This is a genomic window from Mesorhizobium sp. P2_E9 (genome assembly GCF_056403815.1).
The window spans coordinates 560,140-585,211 of record NZ_JBFUET010000002.1 but is presented as its reverse complement, the minus strand read 5'-3'; the positions used below and the strand labels follow the sequence as shown (position 1 = coordinate 585,211).

Genomic DNA, 25,072 nt, shown 5'->3' with positions numbered 1-25,072 from the left:
GCTACGTGACCTGACGCAGCGTTTCTTTGCGCTGGCGCAAATTGGTGGAAGTTAATCGCGGAAAGAATAGCTTCGAGATGCCGGGATCTTATGCGTTGCGATTTGACATGTAGAAGTTTGGTGTTGCATTTTTCTGCAAATGCGCGCTGTCACTTGCGGATTTCTGAAGATCAGCGGCCACTTTTGTCTTCCGGATCGATCAGAATCCGCTCGGCGGCCCCGTCGAGATCTTCGTATTGGCCGCTTTTCAAAGCCCACAGGAAGCCCCCGAGGCCAAGCGCACCAAGAAAGAGAGCAACGGGTATGAGGTAGGTGAGGGTGGTCATGCGGATCGGGCCAATTCATTTGTTTCGGAACGCCTGTCGCGCCGAACACTCTTCGCCAGCGAATTTGGCATTGAACTTTGCAGTCGCAGCGCATTTCCGATCACAAGCAGCGAAGAAGCGGACATGGCGATCGCCGCGATAAGAGGTGTGACGTGTCCCAGGATGGCGATCGGCACGGCGACAGCGTTGTAGACGATCGCAATCGCGATGTTCTGGCGGATCAGGCTGCCCGCTTTGCGCGAGACGTCCAGCGCGAGAGGCACGGCCAGAAGGCTTTCGCGCAGGAAGACGAAGTCCGCTGCGTTGCGGCCAATGTCGGCGGCCGTGGCCGGTGCAATCGAGACATGCGCCGCGCGCAGCGCCGGCGTGTCGTTGAGGCCGTCGCCCACCATCAGAACCCTGTGTCCGTCTTTGGCCAGGGTCTCGATGCGTTCGACCTTGCCGGATGGCAACAGGCAGGGCACGAAGTCATCGACACCCAGCCCTTTCGCAACCTCGGCGCAGGCTGCCGCGGTATCGCCCGACAGCATTTCCACCGACATCCCAGCATGCTTCAATTGATCGATGGCCGCACTGGCGTCGGCACGCAATGCATCCTGGAAAACGAAGGATGCGACAATCGTCCCGTTTTTGGTCAGCACCGTTCCGCCGTAGCCATGTTTGCCTTCACCACCGGTTCGAGCCTTCCACCCGGCCCATCCGCGTCGACCTAGCCGCCAGGTGCTTCCGGCGTCAGTGGCTTCGATTCCAAATCCCGGGTGCTCGGCGATCGCATCGAACTTGTGTTGCCCGCCCGGAGCGGCAAAGCCGGCTATGGCCTTTGAAAACGGATGACGCGAATGCGCGGCCAGGTCTGCGGCGATTGCCAGCATGACTGGATCGATTGAGCCCGAATTGACCAGCCGGGGTTGGCCGAGCGTGAGCGTTCCGGTCTTGTCGAACACCGCCGTATCAATCGCCGCCAGGCGCTCCATGGCCGAGCCGTCCTTGACCATGATGCCATTCTCGAACAGCCGCCGCGCGGCGACCACCTGGACGATCGGCACCGCAAGACCGAGCGCGCACGGGCATGTGATGATGAGAACAGCGATGGCGATCGACATCGCGCGGTGCCAGTCGCCGGTCGCCGCCATCCAGCCCAGGAATGTCACGAAGGCGGTGAGATGAACCACGGGCGCGTAGAGTGCCGAGACGCGATCGGCGATGCGGCGATAATGCGCACGACCGCCCTCGGCAGCCTCCATCAGCCGAACCATTTCCGCCAGGAACGAATCCTTTGCGGCGGCTGTCGCCTCGATCGTCAGCGGGCCGGTAAGGTTGAGCACGCCAGCCTGCACGGCTTCGCCTGACGCCACGTTTTTCGGCGTGCTCTCGCCTGAGACCAGCGAAAAGTCGAGATCCGACGCTCCCTGAGTGATCTTGCCGTCAACCGGGATTCTTTCGCCGGCTGCTATCAGCAGCTGCATACCCGGTTCGATCTCGCCGACCGGCAAATAGTCCCGCGCGCCGTCGCGGCGCAGCACCATGGCGCCGCGCGCGGCCAGTTGTGACAGGCTTTTCACCGCGGTGCGGGCACGCTCCCGCATTACGTGATCCAGCGTGCGACCGATCAACAGGAAGAACAGCAACGAAACCGACGCGTCGAAATAGGCATGTTCGCCATGATTGATCGTTTCATAGAGGCTCATGGCATAGGCAAGCGACACTCCGACCGCGATCGGCACGTCCATGTTCATGCGGCCGTGGCGCAGTGCATTCCAGGCTGAGCGGAAGAAGATGCCACCGGCGAAGGCCAGCGCCGGGATGGCGATCAGCGCCGAGACCCAATGGAACAGGTCGCGGGTAGCACCTTCGGCGCCGGACCAGACCGAGACTGACAGCAACATGATGTTGCCGGCCGCGAAGCCGGCAACGGCGACGGCGCGGATCAGCTCCGCAAGCGTCTTGTCCTTCTCATCAACCTCGGGGGCGAACAAATGCGCCTCGTAGCCCAGCCTGCCAAGCGCGGCGACGAAGGGGGGCACCTCATTGCCACGCCACCGGATCGCGACCCGCTTCGTCGACAGGTTGACACGTGCACCTTCGACATTGGCGAGTTTTCCCAGCACCGTCTCGATCGTCTGGATGCAGGCCCCGCAACGAACCGTCGGCACTGAAAGATCGGTCTGGTGAAGATTGTCGCCAAGCGGCCGGCTCGCCAGCCTGATCTCCTGGCTGGAGGGCAGGACCGATGTGGCGCTGCCCAGGTCCAGCGCCATTTCGGCGCCCGGCGCACAACAGCTCATTTCAGCGCTCCATGGGATATCATGATCCTGCGGACGTCCCTATAGGGCTTCGCGAGACCGGCATCGGCGTCCACCTCGACGATCCAGACGCCATCCTTCGGCATGTGCTGGGCGGCGAATTCCTGACCCGTGGCGAGGGCGAGCGTGACCGACTTGTCCTCCGATTCGTAGGCCGGATGACGAAACAACACCTTGACGCCATGCAGGGGAACCGGCTTGCCGGCGCCATCGGTGAGGCTATAGCGAACCTCACCCCATGCGATGGTCAGTTTCCCGGTCCAGCCAAGGGCGGCCTGCGCACGCCCTTCCTCGGCCTTTTTGTTGAATTGCTGGCTCGCCACGTAGGTGTTCTCAACGACAAGGCCGGTCCAGCTTGTGTTTGCGAGCGTCGCCATGGTCAGATTGACCGCGATGACCACCCCGAAGAAGGCAAGGATGATGGCCAGCATGTGCCTGCCGGTGAATTCGCGGGGCTTTTGCGCCTTGGTGGTCATCTGGTGGTCTCCGGCGCGTTGAAGGTGGCGGTGTAATGGTCCGACTCGAAGCTCGCCTTGTCCTCGACCCGGAACGTGAATGTCTGCGCCGTGCCCTGGATCTGGTCCGCTGGCTGCCGCACGAAGACCTTCAGCATTTTCAGGCGATCGGGCTCGACCGGGATGGCGAAGGAGCGGCTTGTCTTCAGGTCGTCCCCGACCACGCTCATTTCGCCGCCTTGCAAACCTTGCATCGTGACGACGATCGTCCGTGGCTCGGGAATCATGTTGAGCAGCTTGACGGTGTAACCGTTGCGGATGGAACCATCGGACAGCGTGACGAACTGCGGATTGCGGTCATGCAGCACGTTGACCTCGAGCCTGTCGCGCGTCAGCAGCGAATAGATCAGGCCCAGGCCGATCAGCGACCACATACCCATGTAGACATAGGTGCGGGGCCGAAAGATCTTGCGGATATGGAAGTGAGCCACCTTGTCGGAGAACAGCCCGTCAGCCGTCCTGACCAGCGACGGATTGACCGAACTGGCGCCACCTGCGGTCGCCAGCATCATGTTGGCGTTGTAGTCGGAGAGCGTCGCGTAGGAGATCAACCCGCGCTCCCTGCCTAGCTTGTCCATGACGCCGTCGCAGGCGTCGATGCAAAGCGCGCAGGTGATGCATTCGAGCTGTTGGCCGTCGCGAATGTCGATCCCCATCGGGCAGACCGCGACGCAGGCATTGCAGTCGACACAATCGCCGACGGGCTGACCTGCGGCAAGAACCTTCTTGGCGTGACGCGAGCGCGGTTCGCCGCGCCAGTCGTTGTAAGTGACGGTGAGGGAATTTTCGTCGAGCATGGCCGCCTGGATGCGCGGCCAAGGGCACATGTAGGTGCAGACCTGCTCGCGCATCAGCCCACCGAACGTATAGGTCGTCGCCGTCAACACGGCGACGGTGATGTAGGCGATGGGGGCCGCGGTGCCGGTGAAAAGTTCGCGAGCCAACGTAGGCGCATCAGCGAAATAGAAGATCCAGGCACCGCCGGTGGCCGCGCCTATGACAAGCCAGATGGTGTGCTTTGATACACGCAGCACGAGCTTGCGGGCGGTCCAGGGACCCGCATCGAGCTTCATGCGGGCGTTGCGGTCGCCCTCGATCGCGCGTTCGACGACCAGGAACAGATCGACCCATACGGTCTGCGGGCAGGTATAGCCGCACCAGGCGCGGCCGACCGTCGACGTGATCAGGAAAAGACCAACGCCGGCCATGACCAGGAGTCCGGCCACATAGTAGAACTCCTGCGGCCAGATCTCGATGAAGAAGAAATAGAAGCGCCGGTTGGCGACATCGAGCAGCACCGCCTGATCCGGGGCAAATGGGCCTCGATTCCACCGCAACCAGGGCGTCAGGTAGTAAATGCCGAGCGTGATCGCCATCACGATCCATTTGAACTGGCGAAAGCTGCCCGATGCTCGCTTAGGGAAAACCTTCTTGCGGGCGGCATACAATGGCTGGCGCACTTTGGCGGAGTTGACCGCCTCGGCCTCGAGCCGTTCTACCTGCGTATTGTCCAGCACCGGTGTCTCCCGTCGCGCAGCTTCTGATTTCGCCGGGCAGTTGACCTGATCGATTTCAGGCAAGCGCGCGAAATGCAGCGTTGGCCGGACTTTGCCGCCGATAGGGTTGAGCCGCGTTGATGCAGGTCAATCGCCGCAAACCGCAAAAAAGATCGAGGCCCGGCATGGCCGGGCCTCGTCGCTTGCACGGAGAGGGCCAGAGAATAGACCCCCGTTGCTATTCTCCACCGCCAAGCGAATGCACGTAGACCGCCAGTTCCTTGACCTTGGTTTCGCCCAGGCGCCCGCCCCAGGCCGGCATCACGCCCTGCTTCGGTGCACGGACCTGGGCGGCGATGGCTGCCTCGCCGGGCCCGTAGAGCCATATAGCGTCGGTCAGGTCGGGGCCGCCGAACTCCTTGTTGCCCTTTGCCTTGTCGCCATGACAGGCCACGCAATTTTCCGCGAAGACCTTGGCGCCGGGCTCAACGAGGCTTGCGTCCTGGACCTTGCCGGAGAGGCTTGCGACATAGGCGCTGACCTGGGTGATCTGCTCGGCGGTGATGATGTCGCCAAAAGCCGGCATTTCCGAAATGCGTGTATCCGGGTCGGAGGCGAAGCGGATGCCATGCGTGATCGTCTGCTGAATCTGCTCGGCCTTGCCGCCCCACAGCCAATCGTCGTCGTTCAGGTTGGGAAAGCCTTTTGACCCCTGTGCGCCCGAACCATGGCACTGCACGCAATTGACCTTGAACGCGGCGCCGCCGGCGGCGACGGCGAATTCGCGCAACGCATCGTCGGCGCTGATCTCGGAAACGGTTTTCGTTTGAATTGCCGCGACATACTTGCCCTTGGCAACCTCGGCCGCGGCCAACTCGTTCCCGACATCGTTACGGCTCGAATAGCCGAGCACCCCCTTGGTTGCCGAGTGAAGCAAGGGCCATGCCGGATAGGCAATGGTGTAGCCGATCGCCCAGACGATGGTGATGTAGAACGTCCAGACCCACCAGCGCGGCAGAGGGTTGTTGAGCTCCCTGATGCCATCCCATTCGTGGCCGGTCGTCGAGGTGCCTGACACTTCGTCGATATGTTCGTTGCGCATGGTCAGTCGTCCTTGAGAGGAATGCGGGCGGCTTCATCGGCTTGCTTGCGGCTGCCCGGACGGAGTGCGAAAGCGATGGCGCCGACGAAGAAAAGCGCCATGGCAACCAAACCCCAGCTATCGGCGAATTCCCGCATCAGATTGTAGTCCATGGTCGTTCTCCTCAGCGGTAACCGGCGGCTTCGTCGTAGTGCCTAAAATCGACCAGCGTGCCGAGCATCTGCAGATAGGCGACGAGCGCGTCCATCTCCGTGACTTGCTGAGGATTGCCATCAGAATCACCCACTTTCGCCTTCGGATAGCGGGCCAACAGGCCCGACGTGTCGGCGTTGGGATCGGCCTGCGCCATAAGGTCCGCGTTGGCGTGCGCGATCATGTCGTCGGAGTACGGGACGCCAACACGCCTGTTCGCGACAAGATGCGTCGAGAAGTCCTTCACCTCGATCGGGTTGTCCTTGAGGAAGGCATAGCTCGGCATGATCGATTCCGGCACCACCGAGCGCGGGTCGGACAGATGCTGCACATGCCACGTGTTCGAGTAGCGGTCGCCGACGCGCGCGAGGTCCGGCCCGGTTCGCTTCGATCCCCATTGGAATGGGTGATCGTACATCGACTCTGCCGCCAGGCTGTAATGACCGTAGCGCTCGACCTCGTCGCGGAACGGCCTGATCATCTGGCTATGGCAGAGGTAGCAGCCCTCGCGAACGTAAATGTTGCGGCCGGCGAGTTCGAGCGGCGAGTAAGGCCGCATGCCTTCGACTTTCTCGATCGTGTTGTCGAGATAGAAGAGCGGTGCGATCTCGACGATGCCGCCGACCGTCACCACCAGAAGGGAACCAACGAGAAGAAGCGTGGCGTTCTTCTCGATGATCGCATGTCTGTCCATCAAGCCCATTTTTGGCTCCTTACTGTGCAGGCTGAAGGGCGGGAACGGAGCCCGGCATCGGTTGCTCCTCGCGCTGGTGGCCGAGGATCGTCATGGCGATGTTCCAGGCCATGATCAGGGTGCCTGAGAGGTACATCGCCCCGCCGATGGCGCGCATGACGTAGTAGGGATGCATGGCGGCGACGGTTTCCGCGAAGGAATAGACCAGGAAGCCCTGCTCGTCGTATTCACGCCACATCAGGCCCTGCATGATGCCGGACACCCACATGACGGCGGCGTAGACAACGATGCCGAGCGTCGCCAGCCAGAAGTGCCAGGTGACGAGCCGCAGCGAATAGAGGCGCTCGCGGTTCCACAGCTTCGGCACCATGTAGTAGATCGCGCCAAACGAGATCATGCCGACCCAGCCGAGCGCGCCGGAATGGACGTGGCCGATGGTCCAGTCAGTGTAGTGGCTGAGCGAATTGACCGACTTGATCGACATCATCGGACCTTCGAAGGTCGACATGCCGTAAAAGGCGATAGCCATCACCATCATGCGGATGATCGGATCGGTGCGCAGCTTGTCCCAGGCGCCCGACAGCGTCATCAGGCCGTTGATCATGCCACCCCATGACGGCATCCACAGCATGATCGAGAACACCATGCCGAGCGTTTGCGCCCAGTCGGGCAGGGCGGTGTAGTGCAGGTGATGCGGTCCGGCCCAGATGTAGAGAAAGATGATTGCCCAGAAATGGACGATCGACAGGCGGTAGGAATAGACCGGTCGGTTCGCCTGCTTGGGCACGAAATAATACATCATGCCGAGGAAGCCGGCGGTCAGGAAGAAGCCGACGGCATTGTGGCCATACCACCATTGCGTCAGGGCATCCTGAACACCGGAAAAGGCGGAGTAACTCTTGGAGCCGAGGAAGGACGCCGGCATCGACAGGTTGTTGATCACATGCAGCATCGCGATGGTCACGATGAAGGAGAGGTAGAACCAGTTGGCGACGTAGATATGCGGCTCCTTGCGCTTCAGGATCGTGCCGAGGAACAGGATGAGATAGGCGACCCAGACGATGGTCAGCCAGATGTCGACATACCATTCGGGTTCGGCGTATTCGCGGCTTTCCGTGATGCCGAGCAGGTAGCCGGTCGCCGCCATCACGATAAAAAGCTGGTAGCCCCAGAAGACGAACCAGGCGAGATCACCACCGAACAGGCGGGCGCGGCAGGTGCGTTGAACGACATACAATGATGTGCACAGCAGCGCGTTGCCGCCGAAGGCAAAGACGACGCCCGATGTGTGCAGCGGCCGCAAACGGCCGAAATTGAACCAGGGCTGTATGTTGAGATCGGGATAGGCAAGCTGCAGGGCGATGACCACGCCGACCAGCATGCCGACGACGCCCCAGAATATGGTGGCGATGGCCCCGTAGCGGATGGGACCATCCATATAGGCTGACGGATCGACCGCGACTGCCGGCGCGAAACTCGTGTTGCGTAGAAGAACAGCGGTGAAACCCAGCAGCACGATGAACAGCACCCACATGTGCTGGCGGAAGGGCTCGTCCACGCCGAAGCCGGCAGCTGCAAAAGCCGCAAACGCAAACAGGCCCAAAACAAAGATGTGCGTGCCGAACTTCATGACATGTCCCCGACGTCGACTCCGATGCGCGGACGTCAATCCGCGGGAACAGCAATTCAGCAGTCGCCCCGTCGCCGCCTTGATCCATGTCAAAGCCAATTGTTTTTGGATTGGGCAGCTTCGGTCGTCAAAACGAACGGGAGACTGTCATTGAACCGCGAGAGGGAGCTGGGATCGTCGTCGTTCGATACGAGCCGCGCCAGTTCAAAACCGACAGTTCGATCTGACAGAGGGGCGGTCTCCGCGATTGTGATGAAACGTGCGCATCTGGAAAAGCTTGAGCTCTGTGCGGCTCTGGAGAGGATCGCAGACACCCTGCCCAGGGTCGATTGCCTGGCATGCCTAGCTGCGGGAAATGCGATCGTGCCGCTGTTGCGAAACATTCATCAATACGAAGAGACGGTTATCTTTCCGGTCTACGACGCTGCCTTGACCGGCAGCGACGCCAACCTTGCCTCAACCCGGCGATTGCGGGCCGAACATGTCGAGGACGAATGCTTTGCCAGTGAGGTGACCGAGATTTTGCTGGCGATCGGCCACGGCAAGACGATCGATAATGCCGAGGCCGTCGGATTCATGCTGCGCGGCTTCTTTGAAGGCCTACGCCGGCATATCGCTTTTGAGCGGGAGCATGTCCTGCCGATGATCGGGATCGTCGATTGATTCTAGGCGCCGGAGCGGCGCTGCAGACGCGTCAGGCTATCGACTGTGACATGCCGATTGTTCTCGATCCGGATCACGCCATCCGATCGTAGCCTGGTCAGCTGGCGGCTGACTGTCTCGATCGTCAGGCCGAGGAAATCGGCGATGTCGGCGCGGGTCAAAGGGAGATCGAAACTTGTCGACTGGGCATCCGGGTCAAGCGCGGGGTCAATGTTCCTGGCGATCATCAGGAGAAAGCTCGCCACCTTTTCCGAAGCACTTTTGCGGCCTAGCGTCACCATCCAGTCGCGGGCGTCATCGAGCTCGTTCAGCGTCTGCTTGAAAAGGCGATGCTCCAGGCCCGGCGATTCCTTCATCATCCGTTCGATGGCGGCCTTTGGAAACGAGCACAGGGAGACTGTGGTTGCGGCTTCAGCGTTGATCGCGCTTTCCACCTTGAAGGGCCTGCCCAGAAAATCGGGAGCAAATTGAAGCCCGACAATCTGCTGGCGTCCGTCCGAGAGGCTCTTTGTGAGCTTCACCACGCCGGAGAGCACGTTCGAGTAACTGTCGACGGTCTCGGCGTCACCAATCAATTCCACACCCGGTTCGATGGTATGCTTCGACGAGATCTTTGCAAGGCCCACCAGTTGGTTGGGGTCGAGCGCGCCGCAAACACCATGGTGCCGCGCTTCGCATGATTGGCAAAGCACGGGAATGCCGGCGCTGTGTACATCCTGGCGCACTGTCATTGTCGTCGTCCGCGGACCCAAAGTCTTGTAACGGTATAGCATCGACCCAACAAAAAGCCTTGCGGCAGTTTGTCCGCAGCAACATCTGTCTTGACCGAAATCAAGGCAGCGGGCGTCCAATGGGATCAATACCGCCCCATGCAAAGTGGAGTGGTTGGAGCGATGCGCCCAGATTTGGTTGCCAGACTTGGCGAGAATGTGCCGCGCTATACCAGCTACCCGACAGCGCCGCATTTTCATTCTGGTGTCGATGGTGCCGTTTGCAGCGACTGGCTGCAGGCGCTCGGCGAGGATGACGAGATCTCGCTCTATCTGCACATCCCGTACTGTGACAGGCTTTGCTGGTTTTGTGCCTGCCATACCAAGCAGACACGCCACTACGAGCCGGTGACAAAATATCTGCGGTCACTGCATGCCGAGATCGCAACCGTCGCGGGTCTCGTCCGAGATAAGGCCAGGGTGCGTGCCATGCATTTCGGCGGTGGTTCACCGACGATGCTCAAACCGGAGGATTTGGTGGCGCTGGGAACAGTTCTGCGCAACAGCTTTGCCTTCCTTCCCGACGCCAAGATCAGCGTCGAAATCGATCCCAACGATATGGATGACGCCCGCCTCGATGCTCTTGCCGAGATCGGCATGACCCGGGCGAGCCTTGGGGTGCAGGATTTTGACCTTAAGGTGCAGAAGGCGATCAACCGCGAGCAGAGCTTTCTGCAGACCAAGGCGGTTGTGGACGGGGTTCGCGCGCGCGGTGTCAGATCGGTCAATCTGGATCTGCTCTATGGCTTGCCGCACCAGACCAGGGAGAGCGTCTCTTCTACGGTCGCGCAGGCATTGACGCTGGAACCGGATCGGGTGGCATTGTTTGGCTATGCGCATGTGCCGTGGTTCAAGAAACATCAGACGATGATCGACGAGGCATGGTTGCCAGGCCCGGCAGAGCGGTTTGCTCAGTCGCAATTGGCCGCTTGTCTTATGCTGAACGCGGGATATGAAACTGTCGGCTTCGACCATTTCGCCAAGCCCAACGATGCGTTGGCCGTAGCGGCCCGGACCGGCTGCTTGCGCCGCAATTTCCAAGGCTATACCGACGATCGCTGCGAAACACTGATCGGCCTCGGCCCCTCATCAATCAGTCAATTTCGCCAAGGCTACGCGCAGAACATGCCGTCGACCGCGGAATACGGACGCATGGTCTCGGACGGTGGGCTGGGGACTGTCCGCGGTATCACGCTTTCCGAAGACGACCGCGTTCGCGGATGGATCATCGAGAGGCTGATGTGCGACTTCGCCTTCTCGGCGATCGAACTGGTGGAGCGCTTTGGCGAAGCCGGCCAAAGACTTCTGCTCAAGGCAAGTTCCACCGCGCTTCGTGAGCCCGAGGGCTTGCTTGAACTTGATGGTGACCGCTTCGTCGTGCCGGCGGAAAACCGCCCCTTTGTCAGAAGCGTCGCGGCGAAGTTCGACAAATATCTCGAAGTCGGCAAAGCCAGGCATTCAGCGGCGGTTTGAGCGTCGGCCGAGTCAGAAGTGTTCGCCAGCCTTGAACGGGCCGATGCGGGTCCCTGCCGCGATCAAATAGGCGGTCGACCAGCCGATGAGCAGGAACCCGTTCACGCCCTCGAGCGCCGCCAGGATACGCCACGCATGGGCGGGCACGATATCCCCATAACCGACCGTCGAAAACGTAATGGTCGAGAAGTAGAGCGCGGTTTCGAAGTCGTCGAAAATCTCCAGCAACCTGTATAGGCCTGCCCAGAGCCAGACCTCGGCGGTCATGACGGCAAAGAGACCCATCACCACGCTGATCATCGCGACAATGCGGCTACGGCGGCCATGCATCCGGAAACGCGCAACCATATGGGTCATCGCATGGGTGACTGCGATGAGGCCAAAGGTATGAACAAGGACCGTCAGACTAATGGCGATTGTGCCGACAAGCAGGTTCGCGAGCATGCCCGAAGCGTAGCGTCGCGACCGCAACTCGCCTTGCGCGAAATCAATCCAGACAGGTCTGCGCGGCTGCCGGCCACAATTTGACAACATGCACCATCCCTCATTCGGTGCAGAAAGCAGGGTTGGAAACAATAGAGTGGCCTCAACCTAAAATTCTCTGCTTATCCTCGTTCGTGGCGGACCTGCGTGGGTTGGCGTGCTTGCACAGACAGTTCTCAATCAGAGGCGAACTCGACGAGTTCGTCGGCCGCTTCACTGATACCACCCGCAGCCGCACGCTCGAGCCAAAGGCGACCGGCGACCGGGTCGCGCTCCCCGGCAAGACCCTTGGAGAGATAACGCCCGAGCATGAGTTGGCCTTGGCCGTGCCCACGCTCGGCAGCGGCGGCGAACCATTTCTGCGCTGTCGCCTGGTCGACCGGCAGGCCCTGGCCGGCTCCATACAGCGCACCAAGCGCAAACATCGCCCCGGCGTGACCGTCGTCGGCGGCTCGTTCGAACAGCTGCATTGCAGCCTTTGGCTCACGCGTGCCTCCACGCCCGTTGAGCAGCATCTCCGCGAGCGCCACCCGCGCGTCAAGCACGCCGGCGTCGGCCGCCCGCGCAAACCATATGCGGGCCTGCGTTGGGTCGGCCGCAACGCCGCGTCCATCCTGGAGGAGGCGGGCATACATATATTGCGCCTCGGCGACGCCCTCGGCCGCGCGCCGCAGCCAATGTGCCGCTTGCCCCTCGTCCTGGCGGACGCCGACTCCCTTGGCGAAGCAGAGCCCAAGATTGAATGCCGCGATGAGGTCGCCCGATGATGCGGCCGCCTCGAACCATCCGGCAACGCTTGCGGCATCGTCCGGCTCGCCGGCTCCTCCGAGGATAAGATTGGCGAGGTCGGCCAGTGCCGCCTGATTGCCGCCATTTGCGGCAGCGCGCAGCCAGCGCGCTCCCTCTTCGACGTCCTCGGCTACACCACTCCCCGTCAGGTAGAGGGAGGCCAAAGCGCGGGCGGCGGCCTGGTGACCCGCTTCGGCAGCGCGCCGATAACAGTTTGCGGCTTCTGCAAAATCCGGCGGCTGCGTCTTCACATAGCGATCGCCGAGGAGATAGGCTGCCTCGACATTGCCAGCCAAGGCGGCACGCCGCATCCACGCCTCTCCGGCGGCGATATCATGGTCGATGAGTCCACCATCGATCAGCGCCAATCCCAACCGGAACTGGGCCGAGGGAAGGCCTTTCTCCGCAGCGGCCTGATAAAGTTTCGCGGCTGCAGTCATGTCGCGTACCACGCCGAGCCCGTGCTCGCTCAAGACCGCGAGAAGATAGATCGCGGTCGGCAGGCCAGCATCGGCCGCGCGTCTTACCTCGTCCGCGATCCTGACCCGATCTTCTTGCCTGCCGCGCCGGGCCAGCGAGAGGGCAAAGCCGAGACATCCTTCGGCGCAGCCGGCGGCAGCCGACTTCTCGTACCAGCCGTGGGCGGCATCCGCATTGCGCAACGGTTCGGGGCCACTGGTCAGGATATAGCCGAGGATCGCCTGTCCCGTGGCCGAGCCCGCCTCGGCCGCCTTCGTGGCAAAGCCGAACGCAGCCGTGAAGTTCGGTTCGCCCGCGGAATCCCGTTTGAACAAGTGCTCCGATCCGGCGCCCTCGCCGTCGGTTTCCGCCGTCACTAGCCCGGTGACGTAGAGAGCGGCGAGGAGCGCCTGGGCATCGGCGTTCCCTCGGTTGGCTGCCCGCAGCAGCCATCGCGCGCCTTCCACGCGGCTCGGCGGCACACCCGAGCCTTCGAGATAGCAACGCGCGACCCGGTACTCGGCGTCGGCGATCCCCGCGCGCGCCGCTGTCGCCATGAGCGGAAAGGCTTCAGCGGCCTTGCCGCTGTCCGAAAGCTGGATCGCCCGGCGCAACGCCGCCGCCGGGAAGGCCAGACCAGTTAGCCGATCCAGGATTGTCATCGATCCGAGCCCCTGATTCCTCCAGTGCCCTATGGCTCCCGCATCGCCTCCTGGCCGATCGGGAGCATCACACCGAGAATGTACTTGAGTATCGTGCGCCGGCCGACCTTGACGTCGGCGGTCACCGGCATGCCGGGGCTGACGGCGAAACCGGCGGGCACGCCGTGGAGGGCGATCTGGTCGATGGAAATCCGCGTGCGATAGAACGGCTCGGAGTCGGAAGGCAGCATGGCCAGCGAGCTGTTCGGATCGCGCGCTTGTTCCTGCGCCGAGAAGGAATCAGGGCTGAGTGCCCGCACGGTGCCGTGGGCGAGGCCGTATTGCGAATAGGGGAAGGTGTCGAATTTGATGACCACGGGGTCGCCGACATGGACAAAACCACTGCTCCTGCCAACGATGTTTGTCTCGATCTCGAGTGGCGCGTCGGCCGGTACCAGCGTGATGAAGCGCTCCCCTGACTGCATGACCGAGCCGACGGAGACCTTTGCCACCGATTGAACGATGGCGTCCGATTGGCTCTTCAATTCGACCAGTTGTTTGCGAAGCTTTGCCTTGTTGAGGAGTTCGCGGGCGTCGGAGATCCGCGAGCTCGCCTCCGACAGACTCTGCGAGACTTCAGCTCGCCAGCCCTGAATATAGCCGTCGCGCTCGGAGGCCACCGCTGCTTGCTGGCGCTTGGCGGCTTCCGCGGTTTGCTCGGCATTGCCAAGCGCCCGGGACATTTCCGCCCGGTTGTCCTCGGCAAGGAGCGTATTGAGGCGGCTTCCTACCTGCCTTGCCTCGAGCTGCTTGCGCATCTGTTCGATCGAGTCGGCGACCGAGAGCCGCTGGCGGTAGCCGTCGGCATCCGATTGCGATCGCGAAATCACCGAGCTGAGTTCGTCACGCTGGCGTTCGAAATTCTCCACCTTGGCGTCGTAGACCGCCTTGCGTTGCTCGAATATCGACACCTGCAGGGTCCAACTCGGGTCGAGGCCGTTGTAGGTGAACGCTTGACCGCTGGCCTCGGCCTTCAACCGCGCCACCTCGGCTTCAAGCGTCGAGACCTGCATCGCCAGTGCCGCCAGGTCGGCGGAGGCAAAGGTCGCATCGAGGCGGGCAAGCAATTGGCCGGCCTGGACACGCTGTCCCTCCCGCACCTCGATCGAGCGGACAATCGCGGTCTCCAGCGGTTGCACGACGATGTTGGGGGATTGCGAGACCACCAGGCCCCTGGTCGTAACGACCTGATCGACCGGTATCAGTCCCGCCAGGGCGATCAGCGCGATGACCAGGCTCGAAACGATCCAGACGATGCCGCGCGCCGCCCGCGGAATGGGCGCATTGGCGACAGCCGTCGATGGCCACTGGAACTCGAGTATGGCTGGCGTCGTCGGATCCCTCGTTTCCATCCGATGCCACCGGGCGGGGAGGGCCGTGAGAGAGGTGCTGCTACCCATGATTACCGGACCTGATGCGAATATGAGCCGCGCGACATGGTCAAACCAACCGCGGCGGAACGGCGACCGGGCGGCCGTGGCGGCCGTCGAGGTGCCGGTTCTGCTGCGACCACAGCTGGCGATAGAGCGCGCATCGTTCGAGCAGGGTCGCGTGCGGCGCGACGTCGAGAACCTTGCCCTGATCCATGACCAGGATGTTGTCGCACTCGGTCAAGGAGGAGAGCCGGTGCGAAACGATGATCATCGTGCGCCCGCTGGCGATGCGCATGAGGTTGGCGCTCACCACCGCCTCGCTCTCCGGGTCGAGTGCGCTGGTCGCTTCGTCGAGGATGAGGATGGTCGGATCGTGGATGAGGGCGCGCGCGATCGCCAGTCGCTGCTTTTGGCCGCCTGACAGGTTAGGCGAACCTTCCTCGATGTAGGTGTCGTAGCCATTCGGCATCCGCTCGATGAATTCCTGGGCGCCGGCGAGATGCGCCGCGCGCATGGCGTCGGAAAGCGTCAGGCCCGGGCGCCCGGCGATGATGTTGTCGCGGATCGACCCGCGGAACAGAAAATTGTCCTGGAGGACCACGCCGAGACCCTGGCGAAGATGGCGCAGGTTGATTTCCTTGAGGTCGACACCATCGAGCTTGAGGAAACCACTGTAGTCGCGGTTTATCCCCTGCAGGAGGCGCGCGATCGTCGACTTTCCCGACCCGCTGCGGCCGACAATGCCAAACATGGTGCCGGCTGGAATGTGGAAGCTGACCCGATCGAGCGCCGGTGTCTTGGTAGCGATATAGCTGAAGGTCAGGTCGCTGAACGCGACCTCGCCGACGAGCCTGGGTCTCAGGCCGGCTGAATTCGAACTGCTCTCCAGCGGCCGGTTGAGGACCGACGCTGCCTCGCCGATCGCCGCACCGACCTCCTCGTAGTCTTCGACCAGTCGCGCCAGGCCAACCAGCGGCTGGGCCACGCGCTGGGCGATCATCATGAAGGCGAACAGGCCGCCGACCATGTAGCCCGAGCGGTCGTTCATCGCGAGATAGGCGCCGATCAGCATGGTGCCGAGCACCATCACACGTTCGATCGGCGTGACCAGGGTCTGCGGCCAGCTTGCCAGCTGTCCGAAGGCGAGGCGCGCCTTTCCGGATTCCGCCACCCGCTCGTCCCAGAGCGCCTTGCGCTGCGGCTCGAGACCGAGCGCCTTCACCGTCTTGATGCCGACGACTGTCTCGCCGAGCGCCGCCGACTTCCAGGTCTCGGCCTCGACCACCCGCTGGTACCTTCGGCGCAGGGGCTTGAGGAAGGCGAGGATGATCAGCATGATCACCACCGCGCAGGCCACCACGATCCAGGCGAGGGAGGCGTTGATGTAGAACATGACCGGCACCAGCACGCAGAGCGTGATCATATCCAGGAACGTGCTGAGCAGTTTTCCGGTCAGGAACTCGCGGATACGATAGACCTGGGCGAGGTGATACATCGTCTCGCCGGCCGGATGCCGCTCGAAATAGTCGAGCGGCAGGCGCAGGAGCCGGCTGAAGACGTGCAGTTGCAGCTTGGTGTCCAGACGGGCGCCGACGACATTGATGATCAGTCGCCGCGCATGGCCAAGCAGTGTCTCGTAGGCGAACACCACGGCGATCACCGCCGACAGCAGCACCAACGTCGAGATGCTGTTGAACTGCAGCACCTTGTTGACCACCGTCATGACGATGAGCGGCGGCAGGATGGTAAGGACGCTCAGCGTGAACGAGGCGATGGTGATATCGCGCAGGGCGTGACCCTCGAGCCGCACCAGTTCGGCGAGCCAGCGAAGGGTGAAGGGCGCGTCCGCCGCGACATAGGACCGGGCGGCGCGCAGCAACAGCGCCTCGCCCGTCCACACCTGCGACAGCCGCAGTTCGTCGATGGCGGTCGCTTCACCATCGTCGGGTGCATCCACACTTTTGAGGAAGACGATGTTTCGCTCGGCGCTCGCCCCGGTAAGGAGAGCCGCGCCGCCATCATTGAACAACAGGACGACCGGTCCGGCATCCTGGAAACGCAAGAGGTGAGACCAGCGGATGCGCACGGCGCGTGACCACATGCCGGCGTCCTGCGCCCACTGCGACAGGTCGGCAGCGGCCGGAACCGCGCTCGCGGACCTGAATTCGTTCGGATCGAGCTCGACACCGTGATAGCGGGCGGCCCGCAGCATCGCCTTGAGGCGTGGCGCGATCTTGTCGAATTCGGCGGGGCCGCCAGGAATCCGCCCCACGTCGCTCACAACCTCACCCTTGCCGGTCGTGTCGGCTTCGATGCCGGCGCGGATCGGGACCGGTTGGTTTTCGGCATTCAGAGGGATGTTCACCATGGACGTGCCTTCCGGCAGGCAAGCGAAATCGACAATGCCCGGGCCGAGGTGCCTCTGCCGAGGTTTTCGATCATGCCGCCATTGTACTCCGAATTGATCGACCGCGCGACTCTCATGCCAACCCGTCTCCCGGCATGTCTAACGCGCGAACCTCGCTCTCCCGCGACGTTCGCGCGTTTCCCTTTGGCGGGCTGTCGCCAGGATGCTTGCTCACTCATGCGGCTTCAGAAGATCCTTCAGGGTCGTCTTGGCGGTGTGGTCGGTACTGGCATAGCCGGTACCGTGCTTGGCCACATCCAAGGTCTGGTCCGTACTCGCGCCCGACGGCTTGTTCAGGTTCTGACCAAATCCCTTGATCGTATTGAGGATATTCAGGAGATCGGTCGTCACCGAACCGGCCGCCAGGCCGATCAGGTGGTGTAGCGACGGCAGGCCGCTGCTGCCATTGCCGGGCGAGCCCGACTGCAGGAATTGCCCGGTGTCCTTCAAGCCGAGCGAGTCGGTCGTGACATTGGTGGTCTTCTGGGTCGTCGTTGCCAGGGTTGTGGTCGAAGCGACAACCGAGTCGTGATGACCGCTCGAGGGTCCAGTCGGACCGGTTGGGCCGGTCGGACCCGTCGCGCCCTTCGGCCCGGTATCGCCCTTCGGCCCGGTATCGCCCTTGGGCCCGGTTGCTCCGGTCGAGCCCGTGGCGCCGGTTGCACCCGTGGCGCCCTTGGGTCCGGTATCGCCCTTCGGCCCGGTATCGCCCTTGGGTCCGGTCGCTCCGGTCGAACCTGTTGCGCCAGTCGCACCCGTGGCGCCCTTGGGCCCGGTATCGCCCTTGGGCCCGGTTGCTCCGGTCGAGCCCGTGGCGCCGGTTGCACCCGTGGCGCCCTTGGGTCCGGTGTCGCCCTTGGGCCCGGTATCGCCCTTCGGTCCGGTTGCTCCGGTCGAACCCGTGGCGCCGGTTGCACCCGTGGCGCCCTTGGGTCCGGTGTCGCCCTTCGGCCCGGTATCGCCTTTCGGTCCGGTTGCTCCGGTCGAGCCAGTGGCGCCAGTCGCGCCCGTGGCGCCCTTAGGCCCGGTATCGCCCTTCGGCCCGGTTGCTCCCGTCGAGCCCGTGGCGCCAGTCGCACCCGTGGCGCCCTTCGGCCCGGTCGAGCCAGTAGCACCCGTGGTACCAGTAGAGCCCGTTGCTCCGGTACTGCCAGTTGAACCTGTGGCGCCGGTTGCTCCGGTCGATCCGGTTGCACCAGTCGAACCCGTGGCACCAGTGGAGCCCGTGGCTCCGGCTGCGCCGGTTGCGCCCGTTGAACCTGTGGCACCGGTCGAACCCGTGGCACCAGTCGCACCAGTGGCACCGGTTGCTCCAGTCGAACCTGTGGCACCGGTTGCGCCGGTCGATCCGGTTGCGCCAGTCGAACCCGTGGCGCCTGTATCGCCGGTCGCGCCCGTGGCACCGGTTGCTCCGGTCGAGCCAGTGGCACCCGTCGCACCAGTTGCACCAGTCGAACCCGTGGCTCCGGTATCACCGGTTGCGCCTGTGGCTCCGGTTGCTCCGGTCGAGCCCGTGGCACCCGTATCGCCGGTTGCGCCTGTGGCGCCGGTTGCTCCGGTTGAGCCCGTGGCTCCGGTATCACCGGTTGCGCCTGTGGCTCCGGTTGCTCCGGTCGAGCCCGTGGCACCCGTATCGCCGGTTGCTCCGGTCGAGCCGGTTGCTCCAGTCGAGCCGGTGGCGCCCGTATCGCCAGTCGCGCCTGTGGCACCGGTTGCTCCGGTCGAACCCGTCGCTCCGGTATCACCAGTCGCGCCGGTGGCGCCGGTAGCTCCAGTCGAGCCCGTGGCGCCGGTATCACCGGTCGCGCCTGTGGCACCGGTTGCTCCGGTTGAACCCGTTGCGCCGGTATCGCCGGTCGCACCTGTGGCTCCAGTGGCTCCAGTCGAACCTGTGGCGCCTGTATCACCGGTCGCACCTGTGGCGCCGGTTGCTCCGGTCGAGCCCGTGGCGCCGGTATCGCCGGTGGCGCCTGTGGCTCCGGTGGCTCCAGTCGAACCCGTGGCGCCGGTATCACCAGTTGCACCTGTGGCGCCGGTTGCTCCAGTCGAACCCGTGGCGCCGGTATCGCCGGTCGCTCCTGTGGCTCCGGTTGCGCCAGTCGAACCTGTGGCGCCGGTATCGCCGGTCGCACCTGTGGCTCCGGTTGCTCCTGTGGAGCCTGTTGCACCGGTATCGCCCGTCGCACCTGTGGCTCCGGTTGCTCCGGTCGAACCTGTTGCTCCAGTATCCCCGGTCGCACCAGTGGCTCCAGTTGCTCCAGTCGAACCCGTGGCGCCCGTATCGCCGGTCGCACCAGTGGCTCCAGTGGCTCCAGTCGAACCCGTGGCGCCCGCATCGCCGGTCGCGCCTGTGGCACCGGTTGCTCCGGTCGAACCCGTGGCGCCGGTATCGCCAGTCGCACCAGTGGCTCCGGTAGCACCAGTCGAGCCCGTGGCGCCCGTATCGCCGGTTGCACCTGTGGCACCGGTTGCTCCAGTTGAGCCTGTTGCGCCTGTTGCGCCTGTATCGCCGGTCGCGCCTGTGGCGCCGGTTGCTCCGGTCGAGCCCGTGGCGCCCGTGTCACCAGTTGCACCTGTGGCGCCGGTTGCTCCGGTCGAGCCCGTGGCACCCGTATCGCCGGTGGCACCTGTGGCGCCGGTTGCTCCAGTTGAACCCGTGGCGCCGGTATCGCCGGTCGCGCCTGTGGCGCCGGTTGCTCCAGTCGAACCCGTGGCTCCGGTATCGCCGGTCGCACCTGTGGCTCCGGTTGCTCCAGTCGAACCCGTGGCGCCGGTATCACCGGTCGCGCCTGTGGCGCCGGTTGCACCGGTCGAACCAGTGGCGCCCGTATCGCCGGTGGCACCTGTGGCGCCGGTTGCTCCAGTCGAACCTGTTGCACCCGTATCGCCGGTTGCTCCGGTTGAGCCCGTGGCGCCGGTATCGCCGGTGGCACCTGTGGCGCCGGTTGCACCGGTCGAGCCGGTGGCACCCGTATCGCCGGTTGCGCCTGTGGCGCCGGTCGCTCCGGTCGAGCCCGTGGCCCCGGTATCGCCGGTCGCGCCTGTGGCACCAGTTGCTCCGGTCGAACCCGTGGCTCCGGTATCGCCGGTCGCACCTGTGGCGCCGGTTGCTCCGGTCGAACCCGTGGCACCGGTTGCTCCGGTCGAGCCAGTGGCACCCGTCGCACCAGTTGCTCCTGTCGAACCCGTGGCGCCCGTATCGCCGGTGGCACCTGTGGCGCCGGTTGCTCCGGTCGAACCTGTTGCTCCAGTATCCCCGGTCGCACCCGTGGCACCGGTTGCTCCGGTCGAACCCGTAGCGCCGGTATCGCCGGTTGCACCGGTGGCACCGGTTGCTCCAGTCGAGCCTGTTGCGCCCGTATCGCCGGTCGCGCCAGTGGCACCGGTTGCGCCAGTCGAACCCGTGGCACCCGTATCGCCGGTCGCGCCAGTGGCACCGGTTGCTCCGGTCGAGCCCGTGGCGCCGGTATCGCCGGTCGCGCCAGTGGCTCCGGTTGCTCCGGTCGAGCCGGTTGCTCCAGTCGAGCCTGTGGCACCGGTATCACCGGTCGCACCAGTGGCTCCGGTTGCTCCGGTCGAACCCGTGGCTCCGGTATCGCCAGTCGCACCAGTGGCACCGGTTGCTCCGGTCGAACCCGTGGCGCCGGTATCACCAGTTGTACCTGTGGCTCCGGTTGCCCCGGTCGAACCCGTGGCGCCCGTATCGCCGGTGGCACCTGTGGCACCGGTAGCTCCGGTTGAACCCGTTGCGCCGGTATCGCCGGTCGCACCTGTGGCTCCGGTTGCGCCTGTGGAGCCGGTATCGCCGGTCGCGCCAGTGGCACCGGTTGCTCCGGTCGAACCCGTGGCGCCGGTATCGCCAGTCGCGCCAGTGGCACCGGTTGCTCCGGTTGAGCCCGTGGCGCCCGTATCGCCGGTCGCACCTGTGGATCCAGTTGCTCCGGTCGAGCCGGTTGCTCCAGTCGAGCCTGTGGCACCGGTATCACCGGTCGCACCAGTGGCTCCAGTTGCTCCAGTCGAGCCGGTGGCGCCGGTATCGCCGGTCGCGCCTGTGGCTCCGGTAGCTCCGGTCGAACCCGTGGCTCCGGTATCGCCGGTCGCGCCTGTGGCTCCGGTAGCGCCAGTCGAACCCGTGGCTCCGGTATCGCCGGTTGCGCCTGTGGCTCCGGTTGCTCCAGTCGAGCCGGTGGCGCCGGTATCACCGGTCGCACCTGTGGCTCCGGTTGCTCCGGTCGAACCCGTGGCTCCGGTATCGCCAGTCGCACCTGTGGCACCGGTTGCTCCAGTCGAGCCTGTTGCGCCGGTATCGCCGGTCGCGCCTGTGGCACCGGTTGCTCCAGTCGAACCCGTGGCTCCGGTATCGCCGGTCGCGCCTGTGGCGCCGGTTGCACCAGTCGAACCCGTGGCACCGGTATCGCCGGTCGCTCCTGTGGCTCCGGTCGAGCCCGTGGCACCCGTATCGCCGGTCGCGCCAGTGGCACCGGTTGCTCCAGTTGAACCCGTGGCACCCGTATCGCCAGTCGCACCTGTGGCTCCGGTTGCTCCGGTTGAACCGGTTGCGCCGGTATCGCCGGTCGCGCCTGTGGCACCGGTTGCTCCAGTCGAACCTGTGGCTCCGGTATCGCCAGTCGCGCCTGTGGCACCGGTTGCTCCGGTCGAGCCGGTGGCGCCCGTATCACCAGTCGCGCCAGTGGCTCCGGTTGCTCCGGTCGAACCCGTGGCTCCGGTATCGCCGGTCGCGCCTGTGGCTCCGGTAGCACCAGTCGAACCGGTGGCACCCGTATCGCCAGTCGCGCCAGTGGCTCCGGTCGCACCGGTTGAGCCTGTTGCACCCGTGGCGCCGGTCGCACCGGTTGCTCCGGTTGAGCCTGTTGCGCCGGTATCGCCGGTCGCGCCTGTGGCACCGGTTGCTCCGGTCGAACCCGTGGCTCCGGTATCGCCGGTCGCACCTGTGGCACCGGTTGCTCCGGTCGAACCCGTGGCGCCCGTATCGCCAGTCGCACCAGTGGCACCGGTTGCTCCGGTCGAACCCGTGGCGCCGGTATCGCCGGTCGCACCCGTGGCGCCGGTTGCACCAGTCGAGCCCGTGGCACCCGTATCGCCGGTGGCACCCGTGGCGCCGGTTGCTCCGGTCGAGCCAGTGGCACCCGTATCGCCGGTCGCGCCAGTGGCACCGGTTGCTCCGGTTGAGCCGGTGGCGCCCGTATCACCGGTCGCACCCGTGGCGCCGGTTGCCCCGGTCGAGCCGGTTGCGCCAGTTGAACCCGTCGCTCCGGTATCGCCGGTTGCGCCTGTGGCACCGGTTGCTCCGGTCGAACCCGTGGCGCCCGTATCACCAGTCGCGCCGGTGGCGCCGGTTGCTCCGGTCGAACCTGTCGCTCCGGTATCGCCGGTTGCGCCCGTGGCTCCGGTAGCTCCAGTTGCTCCAGTTGAACCTGTGGCACCCGTATCGCCGGTCGCACCTGTGGCACCGGTTGCTCCAGTCGAACCTGTGGCGCCCGTATCGCCGGTCGCGCCTGTGGCACCGGTTGCTCCGGTCGAGCCAGTCGCTCCGGTATCGCCTGTCGCACCCGTGGCGCCGGTTGCTCCGGTCGAACCCGTGGCACCGGTATCGCCGGTCGCGCCTGTGGCTCCGGTAGCTCCAGTCGAGCCTGTGGCACCGGTATCGCCGGTTGCACCTGTGGCGCCGGTTGCTCCAGTCGAGCCAGTTGCGCCCGTGGCGCCGGTTGCTCCAGTCGAGCCGGTGGCACCTGTATCGCCGGTCGAGCCTGTGGCACCGGTTGCTCCGGTCGAGCCTGTGGCGCCGGTATCGCCGGTCGCACCTGTGGCACCGGTTGCTCCAGTCGAACCTGTGGCACCGGTATCGCCGGTCGCACCCGTGGCGCCGGTTGCGCCAGTCGCACCCGTGGCGCCGGTATCGCCGGTCGCGCCAGTGGCTCCGGTTGCACCGGTCGAACCCGTGACACCCGTATCGCCGGTCGCACCCGTGGCACCGGTCGAACCCGTGGCTCCGGTTGCGCCGGTCGAACCCGTGGCACCCGTATCGCCGGTCGCACCCGTGGCACCGGTTGCTCCGGTCGAACCCGTGGCGCCCGTATCGCCGGTCGCACCCGTGGCACCGGTTGCTCCGGTCGAACCCGTGGCGCCCGTATCGCCGGTGGCTCCGGTTGCTCCGGTCGAGCCCGTCGCACCCGTATCGCCGGTTGCGCCTGTGGCACCAGTTGCGCCGGTCGAACCTGTGGCGCCCGTGGCGCCTGTATCACCGGTTGCGCCAGTCGAACCTGTGGCTCCGGTTGAACCTGTGGCTCCAGTCGAGCCTGTGGCGCCGGTATCACCGGTCGCTCCTGTGGCTCCAGTTGCGCCCGTCGAGCCTGTGGCGCCGGTTGCACCGGTAGCACCGGTAGCTCCAGTCGATCCGGTTGCACCGGTCGCGCCTGTTGCTCCGGTTGCGCCTGTTGCTCCAGTCGAACCCGTGGCGCCGGTTGAACCCGTGGCGCCGGTCGAACCTGTAGCGCCGGTGGCGCCAGTCGAACCCGTAGCGCCGGTCGCACCTGTTGCGCCGGTGGCACCCGTGGCGCCAGTCGAACCCGTAGCGCCGGTCGCACCTGTTGCGCCGGTGGCACCCGTGGCGCCAGTCGAACCCGTGGCGCCGGTCGAACCTGTAGCGCCGGTGGCGCCCGTGGCGCCAGTCGAACCCGTGGCGCCGGTGGCGCCCGTGGCGCCAGTCGAACCCGTGGCGCCGGTCGAACCTGTAGCGCCGGTGGCGCCCGTGGCGCCAGTCGAACCCGTGGCGCCGGTCGAACCCGTAGCGCCGGTTGAACCAGTGGCTCCGGTTGAGCCCGTGGCGCCGGTGGCACCCGTCGCGCCGACGTTACTCTGAATCGCGCTAGCAGTATAACGGCCTGTTCCTACCGTAGCGCCGGTACTGTCAACCAGGGTATAAGAGGTACCAATAGCAATCGACACCGGCACAATCAAGTCAAAGCTTTTGGCGAAGGCACCTATAGTAAATTGACCAACTATTACCTGGTTTGGTGATGTTCCTGTTACAACATAGTAGTCTCCACCTAAAAGTTGACTGGCACCGTTGCCGATAGTTCCTGAGAACTCAATGTAATCGTCAGCAAGCGAAGCGGCATACTGGCTAATTCCTACGGCGGTCAGTGGCGGTTCTGCTGAAACGGTGCCGCGAAGCGCCAGTTCCCAGTTCAGGGCGGCAGAGCGCGTCCCCACGAAAGTCCGTGATGCCGCAACGCAAGCGCTTGCCGCCTCCTCCAGCGCCGCGACAAACGCCTCGCCCGCCCTGCTCTTGCCCGTCTCGCAGCTCCAAAGTCTGAGATCGCCTTTGGCGCTCAGCGCCCTGCCTATCGCCGCAAGGTCGTCCGCTGTGTCTTCAAGGGTATCGATCGACCAGGCGCCGGAGCTGAAATTCACCCGCCCCGGCGAGCCATGGGCGATGATGTGCACTGCCGCCAGACCCCGTCGGCCGGCCAGCGCCGCCGCCATCTGCGCGGCCGCGGGCTGCGCAGCATTGAGGAGCACCGGCTGCACGCCGGGCCGCAGCCCGGCCAGAAGGGTCGGCACATCGCTGACGCCGGGATCGATGAACACGATTTCGGACGTCATCGCATGATCGCCCCGAGGGTGTTCGGTCGAAGCTTGCCATGTTGATGCACCAAGGCCCGGCCGCGAGGCG

Annotated in this window: 16 protein-coding genes; 2 read left to right on the top strand and 14 right to left on the bottom strand. The window is 64.5% G+C overall.

Annotated features, from left to right (window positions below; all coding sequences use genetic code 11):
- Positions 1 to 170: 170 nt before the first annotated feature.
- From ccoS to ccoN, 8 genes are all read right to left on the bottom strand, one after another.
- Complete coding sequence (ccoS, locus tag AC1D05_RS05860; RefSeq protein WP_475435968.1) at positions 171 to 326, bottom strand: cbb3-type cytochrome oxidase assembly protein CcoS; 156 nt, start codon at positions 324 to 326, stop codon at positions 171 to 173.
- The gene (locus tag AC1D05_RS05855; protein WP_477439038.1) at positions 323 to 2,611 is read right to left on the bottom strand and encodes a cation-translocating P-type ATPase; all 2,289 of its coding nucleotides are present in this window, start codon (positions 2,609 to 2,611) and stop codon (positions 323 to 325) included. Before AC1D05_RS05855 ends, ccoS begins: the two co-directional genes overlap by 4 nt.
- Positions 2,608 to 3,105, bottom strand: a complete 498-nt coding sequence (locus AC1D05_RS05850) for a FixH family protein (protein ID WP_477439036.1) — start codon at positions 3,103 to 3,105, stop codon at positions 2,608 to 2,610. Before AC1D05_RS05850 ends, AC1D05_RS05855 begins: the two co-directional genes overlap by 4 nt.
- Positions 3,102 to 4,661 carry a cytochrome c oxidase accessory protein CcoG gene (ccoG, locus tag AC1D05_RS05845; RefSeq protein ID WP_477439034.1) on the bottom strand — a complete coding sequence of 520 codons (1,560 nt, stop codon included), beginning with the start codon at positions 4,659 to 4,661 and terminating at the stop codon, positions 3,102 to 3,104. The genes AC1D05_RS05850 and ccoG overlap by 4 nt, the downstream gene beginning before the upstream one ends.
- Positions 4,662 to 4,878: 217 nt before the next feature.
- Positions 4,879 to 5,742 carry a cytochrome-c oxidase, cbb3-type subunit III gene (gene ccoP, locus AC1D05_RS05840; RefSeq protein ID WP_477439032.1) on the bottom strand — a complete coding sequence of 288 codons (864 nt, stop codon included), beginning with the start codon at positions 5,740 to 5,742 and terminating at the stop codon, positions 4,879 to 4,881.
- Positions 5,743 to 5,744: 2 nt separating this feature from the next.
- On the bottom strand, positions 5,745 to 5,894 hold the full coding sequence (locus tag AC1D05_RS05835) for a cbb3-type cytochrome c oxidase subunit 3 (RefSeq protein ID WP_477439030.1): 150 nt from the start codon (positions 5,892 to 5,894) through the stop codon (positions 5,745 to 5,747).
- An 11-nt stretch (positions 5,895 to 5,905) separates the two neighbouring features.
- Entirely contained in the window at positions 5,906 to 6,637 is a 732-nt protein-coding gene (gene ccoO, locus AC1D05_RS05830; protein WP_477439028.1) for a cytochrome-c oxidase, cbb3-type subunit II, read from the bottom strand.
- A 10-nt stretch (positions 6,638 to 6,647) separates the two neighbouring features.
- On the bottom strand, positions 6,648 to 8,258 hold the full coding sequence (gene ccoN, locus AC1D05_RS05825) for a cytochrome-c oxidase, cbb3-type subunit I (protein WP_477439026.1): 1,611 nt from the start codon (positions 8,256 to 8,258) through the stop codon (positions 6,648 to 6,650).
- Between the two features lie 252 nt (positions 8,259 to 8,510).
- On the opposite strand from ccoN, the gene AC1D05_RS05820 reads away from it, so the two are divergent.
- Entirely contained in the window at positions 8,511 to 8,921 is a 411-nt protein-coding gene (locus AC1D05_RS05820; protein WP_477439140.1) for a hemerythrin domain-containing protein, read from the top strand.
- Positions 8,922 to 8,923: 2 nt separating this feature from the next.
- Here AC1D05_RS05820 and AC1D05_RS05815 read toward each other — a convergent pair whose 3' ends face one another.
- Positions 8,924 to 9,652 (bottom strand): Crp/Fnr family transcriptional regulator, encoded by a 729-nt coding sequence (locus AC1D05_RS05815; protein WP_477439024.1) that lies wholly within the window; start codon positions 9,650 to 9,652, stop codon positions 8,924 to 8,926.
- Positions 9,653 to 9,814: 162 nt separating this feature from the next.
- Between AC1D05_RS05815 and hemN the strand changes: the two genes are divergently transcribed.
- Entirely contained in the window at positions 9,815 to 11,164 is a 1,350-nt protein-coding gene (gene hemN, locus AC1D05_RS05810; protein WP_477439138.1) for an oxygen-independent coproporphyrinogen III oxidase, read from the top strand.
- A gap of 12 nt (positions 11,165 to 11,176) precedes the next feature.
- On the opposite strand, the gene AC1D05_RS05805 is transcribed toward hemN, so the two are convergent.
- The 5 genes from AC1D05_RS05805 to AC1D05_RS05785 all read right to left on the bottom strand — a co-directional run bounded on the left by AC1D05_RS05805 (position 11,177) and on the right by AC1D05_RS05785 (position 25,002).
- Complete coding sequence (locus AC1D05_RS05805; protein WP_477439022.1) at positions 11,177 to 11,740, bottom strand: potassium channel family protein; 564 nt, start codon at positions 11,738 to 11,740, stop codon at positions 11,177 to 11,179.
- A gap of 83 nt (positions 11,741 to 11,823) precedes the next feature.
- The gene (locus AC1D05_RS05800) at positions 11,824 to 13,509 is read right to left on the bottom strand and encodes an SEL1-like repeat protein (RefSeq protein ID WP_477439020.1); all 1,686 of its coding nucleotides are present in this window, start codon (positions 13,507 to 13,509) and stop codon (positions 11,824 to 11,826) included.
- A 77-nt stretch (positions 13,510 to 13,586) separates the two neighbouring features.
- Complete coding sequence (locus AC1D05_RS05795; protein WP_477439018.1) at positions 13,587 to 14,948, bottom strand: HlyD family type I secretion periplasmic adaptor subunit; 1,362 nt, start codon at positions 14,946 to 14,948, stop codon at positions 13,587 to 13,589.
- An 88-nt stretch (positions 14,949 to 15,036) separates the two neighbouring features.
- Positions 15,037 to 17,337 carry a peptidase domain-containing ABC transporter gene (locus AC1D05_RS05790; RefSeq protein ID WP_477439016.1) on the bottom strand — a complete coding sequence of 767 codons (2,301 nt, stop codon included), beginning with the start codon at positions 17,335 to 17,337 and terminating at the stop codon, positions 15,037 to 15,039.
- Between the two features lie 210 nt (positions 17,338 to 17,547).
- Positions 17,548 to 25,002 carry a DUF4347 domain-containing protein gene (locus tag AC1D05_RS05785; RefSeq protein ID WP_477439014.1) on the bottom strand — a complete coding sequence of 2,485 codons (7,455 nt, stop codon included), beginning with the start codon at positions 25,000 to 25,002 and terminating at the stop codon, positions 17,548 to 17,550.
- Positions 25,003 to 25,072: the final 70 nt, after the last annotated feature.

Excerpts from the sequence above, each read along its gene's own strand:
- ccoO (WP_477439028.1), bottom strand. The coding sequence starts at position 6,637 with ATGGGCTTGATGGACAGACATGCGATCATCGAGAAGAACGCCACGCTT.
- AC1D05_RS05835 (WP_477439030.1), bottom strand. The coding sequence starts at position 5,894 with ATGGACTACAATCTGATGCGGGAATTCGCCGATAGCTGGGGTTTGGTT.
- AC1D05_RS05855 (WP_477439038.1), bottom strand. The coding sequence starts at position 2,611 with ATGAGCTGTTGTGCGCCGGGCGCCGAAATGGCGCTGGACCTGGGCAGC.
- AC1D05_RS05815 (WP_477439024.1), bottom strand. The coding sequence starts at position 9,652 with ATGACAGTGCGCCAGGATGTACACAGCGCCGGCATTCCCGTGCTTTGC.
- AC1D05_RS05795 (WP_477439018.1), bottom strand. The coding sequence starts at position 14,948 with ATGGAAACGAGGGATCCGACGACGCCAGCCATACTCGAGTTCCAGTGG.
- AC1D05_RS05785 (WP_477439014.1), bottom strand. The coding sequence starts at position 25,002 with ATGACGTCCGAAATCGTGTTCATCGATCCCGGCGTCAGCGATGTGCCG.
- ccoN (WP_477439026.1), bottom strand. The coding sequence starts at position 8,258 with ATGAAGTTCGGCACGCACATCTTTGTTTTGGGCCTGTTTGCGTTTGCG.
- AC1D05_RS05820 (WP_477439140.1), top strand. The coding sequence starts at position 8,511 with ATGAAACGTGCGCATCTGGAAAAGCTTGAGCTCTGTGCGGCTCTGGAG.
- ccoP (WP_477439032.1), bottom strand. The coding sequence starts at position 5,742 with ATGCGCAACGAACATATCGACGAAGTGTCAGGCACCTCGACGACCGGC.
- AC1D05_RS05850 (WP_477439036.1), bottom strand. The coding sequence starts at position 3,105 with ATGACCACCAAGGCGCAAAAGCCCCGCGAATTCACCGGCAGGCACATG.
- hemN (WP_477439138.1), top strand. The coding sequence starts at position 9,815 with ATGCGCCCAGATTTGGTTGCCAGACTTGGCGAGAATGTGCCGCGCTAT.
- AC1D05_RS05790 (WP_477439016.1), bottom strand. The coding sequence starts at position 17,337 with ATGGTGAACATCCCTCTGAATGCCGAAAACCAACCGGTCCCGATCCGC.
- ccoS (WP_475435968.1), bottom strand. The coding sequence starts at position 326 with ATGACCACCCTCACCTACCTCATACCCGTTGCTCTCTTTCTTGGTGCG.